Annotated in this window: 6 protein-coding genes; 5 read left to right on the forward strand and 1 reads right to left on the reverse strand. The window is 61.9% G+C overall.

Going from position 1 to position 6,684, the window contains the following annotated elements; genetic code table 11:
* Positions 1-22 precede the first annotated feature (22 nt).
* A complete protein-coding gene (locus ATY78_RS07515; protein ID WP_088681717.1) occupies positions 23-1,069 on the forward strand; it encodes an ABC transporter substrate-binding protein in 1,047 nt (348 codons plus the stop codon).
* 6 nt (positions 1,070-1,075) lie between these two features.
* On the opposite strand, the gene ATY78_RS07520 is transcribed toward ATY78_RS07515, so the two are convergent.
* The gene (locus ATY78_RS07520) at positions 1,076-2,644 is read right to left on the reverse strand and encodes a right-handed parallel beta-helix repeat-containing protein (RefSeq protein ID WP_245313512.1); all 1,569 of its coding nucleotides are present in this window, start codon (positions 2,642-2,644) and stop codon (positions 1,076-1,078) included.
* A gap of 504 nt (positions 2,645-3,148) precedes the next feature.
* Here ATY78_RS07520 and ATY78_RS07525 point away from each other — a divergent pair.
* The 4 genes from ATY78_RS07525 (at position 3,149) to ATY78_RS28500 (ending at position 6,514) form a co-directional block, all read left to right on the forward strand.
* Positions 3,149-4,093 carry a tripartite tricarboxylate transporter substrate binding protein gene (locus ATY78_RS07525; protein ID WP_088681719.1) on the forward strand — a complete coding sequence of 315 codons (945 nt, stop codon included), beginning with the start codon at positions 3,149-3,151 and terminating at the stop codon, positions 4,091-4,093.
* Positions 4,090-4,581 carry a tripartite tricarboxylate transporter TctB family protein gene (locus ATY78_RS07530; protein ID WP_088681720.1) on the forward strand — a complete coding sequence of 164 codons (492 nt, stop codon included), beginning with the start codon at positions 4,090-4,092 and terminating at the stop codon, positions 4,579-4,581. The genes ATY78_RS07525 and ATY78_RS07530 overlap by 4 nt, the downstream gene beginning before the upstream one ends.
* Positions 4,582-4,668: 87 nt before the next feature.
* Complete coding sequence (locus ATY78_RS07535) at positions 4,669-6,186, forward strand: tripartite tricarboxylate transporter permease (RefSeq protein ID WP_088681721.1); 1,518 nt, start codon at positions 4,669-4,671, stop codon at positions 6,184-6,186.
* A gap of 157 nt (positions 6,187-6,343) precedes the next feature.
* Positions 6,344-6,514: a hypothetical protein gene (locus tag ATY78_RS28500; RefSeq protein ID WP_088681722.1), complete on the forward strand. Its 171-nt coding sequence runs from the start codon at positions 6,344-6,346 to the stop codon at positions 6,512-6,514.
* The last annotated feature ends 170 nt before the right edge of the window (positions 6,515-6,684 follow it).

Consider the following 6,684-nt stretch of genomic DNA (forward strand, 5'->3'; position numbering starts at 1 on the left):
CGGCATGAGGAGAATTTTCATCTTGCTGCTGGCGTTCTGGCCGGGCTTTACGCTTGCCGATCAGGCCTTTTATCCGGCGAAGTCGGGAAATGCCGATGCGCCGGTGCTGACGGTTTATTCCTCGCTCGACGAGCCGTTGGCGCAGCCGATGATCCGGGGTTTCCAGGAGGCCAATCCCGATGTCGCAGTCAGATATGAGGACATGCTGACCGGCGATATCTACGACCGGATCGTCAGGGAGACGGATGCCGGCAAGAGGACGGCGGATTTTGCCTTCTCTTCGGCCATGGACCTGCAGGTGAAGCTTTCCAACGACGGATATGCGCAGGTCAGCAACCTGCCGATGAGCGCGGCATGGCCGAAATGGGCGAATTGGCGCAATACCGCCTATGCGCTGACCTTCGAGCCGGCGGTCTTCGTCTATCACAAGCCGAGCTTCGCGCACGAGCCGGTGCCGAGTTCGCGGGCGGAACTCGTCGACTACCTCAAGCGCAAGGGCAACGCGGTCTATGGCCGGATCAGCACCTACGATATCGAGCGCTCCGGCGTCGGCTTTCTCTTCATGGCGCGCGATCAAGAGCAGTTCGGCGACATCTGGTCGGTGATCGGAGCGATGGGGGCGGCCGGCGTCAAGCTTTATTCGACGAGTTCGGCGATCCTCGAACGCGTCGCCGACGGGCGCTTCGTGCTCGGCTACAATATTCTCGGCTCCTATGCGGCCGACTGGGCTTCTCGGCATCCCGATGTCGGCATCGTGCTGCCGAAGGATTATACGGTGGTGATGTCGCGGATCGGGCTGGTGCCGCAGGCGGCGGCCGAGCCGGAGCTCGGGCGGCGCTACCTCGCCTTCTTCATGTCGAAGGAGGGCCAGACGATCATGGCGCGCGAACTGCAGATCCCGGCCGTCAGCCCCGAGGTGGCGGGGGAAAATACCGCCAATACGCTGCAGGAACTGCTCGGCGCCCAACTTCGGCCGGTGCCGGTCAGTCCCGGCTTGATGGTCTATCTCGATCAGGTGAAGCGGGCGCGGCTGATCGCGCACTGGAACGAGGTTCTCCGGGCGCAGTGAAGTGCGTCAGCTTTTGGCCGGTTCGTCTTTTCCGCAAGCTTCGGCGTAAAGCCAGTATTCGTAGAACATCGGCTTTTTCACAGTGAAGGGATGTTCGCCCTGCCAGGCGCCGACGGTATAGTTCGGGCCAGCGGCGCTCTGTTTTCGACCGTCGGGAAGTTTCATCTCGAAAGGGACTGCTGGAACCTCCGCCGTCAGCTTCAGCCCTTCAGGCAGGCCGAAGTCGGGCGAGCGGAAAGGGACCGGCCCGGGATGCGCATGCGCGCCGATAGGATACCCCGCCTGGCGCAGCAGGTCAGGGAAATACAGGTGATCGATCAGGTCGCCATCGAAGCGGATATCGAGGTCCCGCCAAAGCCTGGTGAAATGTTCGCCTTCAAGTGAGCTTTCATCCTGTCCTTCCTTTGGTACGCTCTGCCATCCTGCGCCAAAGGGAGCGGATGCCTGCAGTGTCGACAGGCCTGCCGCGCCGTAATAGCCGATCGCATTGTTCAGATGGTGAAACTGGCTGAAGCGGTAGCGCTTGCTGATCGGGCCTCTCAGCATCCATGAATTGTTGAAGACGTAATGCGGACCGACCGCTTCGTGTTTCTTGGGAAACTTGAAAAGCTGGCCGAAATTACGGTCGTCGTCATCGGGGCCGGGCCGATGCAGGTTCCAGCCGAGATTGCCATAAATGTAAAAATGGCCGGAGCGCCGCATCTCCAGTGAAAAGGGCATGTAGCAATCGACGAATCTGTTGCCGCGCACGGTCCAGTTCCAGGCGTAGTCCTCCGCCTCGATGGCGTTGTCGCGGAGGCGGACGAACCAGTTGTTTTCGATGACGATGTTGCGGCAGAAGTCCTCCACGGTGGAGTCGGATGCGTCGTTGAAAAAATGGATGCCGTTGAAGGCATCGAGAATGACGTTGTCGCGCAGGACGACATAGCCGGCGATGGTCCAAGCCCGGAAGAAATCGCCGTCGAAACCACGCTCGTCCTTCTCGACATCCACGCGGCTGTCTGTGTCGTCGATATTGCCGTGGACCTGGCCCCATGAGGTTTTTCGCCAGAGCTTGCAATCGTCGGGATCGAGCGTTGCATTGACGGCTTTGGTCTTTCGGATCGCGGCAAGGTCCGCCTCGCCGTGAGACTGGACATCCTGTATCCAGTCGCATCCTTCGATCAGCAGATGGCGCGTGTAAGGTCCGGCCGCCCCTATGGCAATCGTGCTGCCGCGGATGTGCAGGCCGCGGAGCGTGATGTGCTGGCAGTTGTCGAGGTAGATCGCCGTGGGCCAGCAGCCTTCGAAGGTGAGGTCCTCGATGACGACCCACTGGCAATTCCGCAGCACGAGCGCTGCGTTGTCGGCAAGGTAATAAATGCCGGGGAAGCGGCCATTGGCTTCCTGCACGGCGGAGAGGCGGTTGGCAGTTTCGCGATAGCCTTCGTATGTTCTGCCGCCATCGATGAGAGCGCCGCTGCCGCGAATGACGACCGGCTGCTGCTGAGATCCGCTGACCGAGGAGAGCACGAGCGGCACTGCATATCGCCCGTCTTCGAGCGTCAGTATCGTATCTGGACGCAGCGATCGCATGTCGTCGTATATCCGGCGGGGATTCGTGGTCAGGCAGTGTGACATGTCGTTCCCTTAGGTATCAGCGAAATAAAGGACTGCGGAAATCGAGATAATGGAAAACAAAACCGTGGATTGATCAAGATGTAATGGATCGAGGCTCGCGTGCGCAAGGGACTATATCCTCAGTATTTCCGGGTGACGTCGGCGTTGAGAGCCCGATTGAAGGATTTCGCCTCCCGCCAGCAACAATGCGCACTTCAAACGGCAGCGAAGGACCGGATTTAGACCGGCGTGTGCCAATTACGGCAAAAAAGTGGCTTCTCCTTCTGGATATCTTGCCGATGTCAGCTAGATGACAGGTTGTTGTGGTGGCTTTGGCTACTTCTTCTCCGTGGAGGCGGAGAGCTGAAGCCTTGGGAGGAATTTCGCTCGTCACTCAGGACAATCACGTCCGCTGGCCGGCCATCCTTCCCGATTCCCAGAGAACAACAGGCGGTCGCTCAGCCGCCCACGGAGGACATCGTGAAGCATACGTTCATTGCAACCCTTTTCGCAGCCGCCATCGCGCTGCCGGCCTATGCGGCCGACTACACCATCATCGCGCCGGCGGCTCCCGGCGGCGGCTGGGACCAGACGGCCCGTTCGCTGCAGGCCGCGCTGCAGCAGGAGAAGATCTCCGGCAACGTGCAGGTCCAGAACGTTCCCGGCGCCGGCGGCACCATCGGCCTGGCGCAGTTCAGCAGCCAGGCTGCGGGCAATCCGAATTCGCTGATCGTCGGCGGCTATGTCATGGTCGGCGCCATCCTCACCAACAAGTCGCCGGTGACGCTCAAGGACGTGACGCCGATCGCCCGTCTGACCGGCGAATATGAGGCCATCGTCGTTCCCGCCTCGTCCGAGATCAAGACCATGGCCGATCTGGTCGCGGCGCTGAAGAAGGATCCGGGTTCGGTTTCCTGGGGCGGCGGCTCGGCCGGCGGCACCGACCACATCACCGCAGGCCTGATCGCCAAGGCTTCCGGCGTCGACCCGACGAAGATCAACTACGTCGCCTTCTCCGGCGGCGGTGAAGCGCTCGCAGCCATTCTCGGCAACCAGGTCACAGCTGGCGTTTCGAGCTACAGCGAGTTCGAATCGCAGGTGAAAGCAGGCATGCTCCGTCTCCTCGCCGTCTCCAGCGACAAGCGTATCGACGGCGTCGACGCCCCGACGCTGAAGGAAGCCGGCACCGACGTCAGCATCCAGAACTGGCGCATGGTCGCCGCAGCCCCCGGCCTGTCGGCCGACGAAGTCGCTGCGATCACCGCCGATTTCGAAAAGCTGCACGGCTCTGCCACCTGGCAGGAAACCCTGAAGACCAAGGGCTGGGCCGACACCTATCTTTCCGGCGACGCCTTCAAGGCCCAGCTCGAAAAGGACGTCTCCGCCACCGAGGGCATTCTTAAAGAGATCGGACTTGTTCAATGAGCGAGGATAAGACCTCCTCGGCAACCGAGCGCCGCCCTGATCGGGCGGCGTTCATCATTGCCGTTTTCCTCTTCGCCATCGCGGGTGTGATGGCCTGGGATGCAACGCATCTGAAAACGATCGCACAATACGCCCGCATCGGTCCGGCAACGGTGCCTGAGGTGGTGGCGTTCGGGCTCTTCTGTCTTGGCATCTGGACCGCGGCCGAAGCCTGGCGCGGCGAGTTTCCGGAACGAGACAAGCAAGAAGTGGCGCCCGTCATCTGGATCGTCGCCGGTCTTGTCTGCCAGATGCTGCTTCTGCGCGTTGCCGGCTTCTCGATTGCGACCGGTATATTGTTTGCGCTGACGGCACGCGGCTTCGGCAAACGCAAGCTCTGGATCTCGCTGCCGATCGGCGTCGTTTTCAGCTTCGTCGTCTGGGCGATCTTCTCGCAGCTCCTGCAGCTGACGCTGCCGGCCGGCCCGCTCGAACATCTGTTCTTCTGACCGCGCGGGACGCGCTGTCAGCTCTTTTGATTTTTCGCGGCGACCGATTGCAAACGCACGGACGGGAACGCCGCCTGGGACACCAAGATGAGCACATTCGAATTCCTATGGCAGGGTATCCTGGTTGCGATGCAGCCGATGAACCTGGTTTATGCGCTGGTCGGCGTGACGCTCGGCACAGCCGTCGGCGTATTGCCCGGCATCGGCCCGGCGCTCACCGTGGCGCTGCTTTTGCCGGCCACCTACAAGCTCGATCCGGGCGGCTCGCTGATCATGTTCGCCGGCATCTACTACGGCGGCATGTACGGCGGTTCGACGACGTCGATCCTGCTCAATACGCCAGGTGAAAGCGCCTCGATCGTCACCGCGCTCGAGGGCAACAAGATGGCGCGGGCCGGGCGCGGCGGACCGGCGCTGGCGACGGCGGCGATCGGCTCCTTTGTTGCCGGCCTCATCGCCACGCTCGGGCTCGCCTTCATCGCGCCCTATATCGTCAAGCTGGCGCTGGTTTTCGGGCCGCGCGAATATTTCGCGCTGATGGTGCTCGCCTTCGTCACCGTTTCCTCCGCCTTCGGAGATTCGGCGCTGCGAGGCCTGACCGCGCTGTTCATCGGTTTCGCGCTTGCCATGATCGGCATCGACCAGCAGACGGGGCAGGCCAGGCTTTCCTTCGGCATCCCCGACCTGCTCGACGGCGTCGAGGTGACGACGCTTGCCGTGGCGATGTTCGCGATCGGCGAGACGCTCTATATCGCAGCGCAAGGCAACCGGGTCGCGGAACAGGTGGAAGCGGTCAAGGGTTCGCTCTGGATGAACGCACAGGACTGGTCGCGCTCCTGGAAGCCCTGGCTTCGCGGCACGCTGATCGGTTTCCCGATCGGCGCCATGCCGGCGGGCGGCGCTGAAATCGGCACCTTCCTCTCCTACTCGACCGAAAAGCGGCTGGCGAAGAACCCGGAAGAGTTCGGCCATGGCGCGATCGAAGGCGTGGCCGGCCCCGAGGCGGCGAACAACGCGTCCGCCGCCGGCACGCTGGTGCCGCTCCTGACTCTCGGCCTGCCGACGACGGCGACGGCGGCGATCATGCTCGCCGGCTTCCAGCAATACGGGCTGCAGCCAGGGCCGCTCCTGTTTGCCACCAATCCGCAGCTCGTCTGGGGTCTGATCGCCAGTCTGCTCATCGCCAATGCGATGCTGCTCGTCCTGAACCTGCCGATGATCGGGCTCTGGGTGCGGCTGCTGACCATTCCGAAGCCGTGGCTCTATGCCGGCATCCTGCTGTTTGCGACGCTCGGAACGATCGGCGCCAACCCTTCGGTGTTCGAACTCGGCATGCTGCTCGCCTTCGGCCTGCTCGGCTATGTGATGCGGCTCTTCGGCTATCCGATCGCACCTGCCGTCGTCGGCCTCATCCTCGGGCCGCTTGCCGAGCAGCAGCTGCGCCGCGCGCTGGCGATCAGCCAGGGGGACGTCACGACGCTGGTGATGTCGCCGATTGCGGCAGGCCTTCTCATCGTTGCCGCAGCTGCTTTCCTCATTCCGCTGATCCTGCGCATTCGCGGCAGGGGCCAGGTGCTGTCTCAGCTGGCGGCAAACGAAGATTAAAAGAAAAAGACAACCTTACCCCTCCCTGGAGGCCGGCCATGGAAACATGCGCCGGCCTCTTCTTTTTGCATGGCTGAGGTGAATTTACGTGCATTGTGGATGCGCACGCGCACTGCCATCTATGAGTGGTCAATCATAGAGCAAGAGGAACAGGACAATGTCCGCCATCCGCAATTCAGTCCACTCCGGCTTCCTGGGCCGCGCATTCGCTGTGCTGAGCGCCGCAAATGCCGTCAGCGCCGCTGTCGAAGCCGGTCGTCGCCCGCGCGCCCGCGACCTCAATGAACTTGGCATCGACCCGGCATCCTTCGGCCGCGTCATCCGCTAAGTTCTTTCAAGGCATGCATGAATGAAACAGCCCGCAACCGGATGTGAACTGACCCCCGAAAGTTGGACACCCAACTTCGGGGGTTTTGCATGTCCAAATACAGCACGTCGTTCAAGCAGAGTGTTGTGGAGTTTTACAGCGGCGGCAAGCGTAGCGTGCGTGAGGTGAGT

Origin of the sequence: Rhizobium sp. R635 (assembly GCF_002211285.1) — a bacterium.
Lineage (GTDB): Bacteria > Pseudomonadota > Alphaproteobacteria > Rhizobiales > Rhizobiaceae > Rhizobium.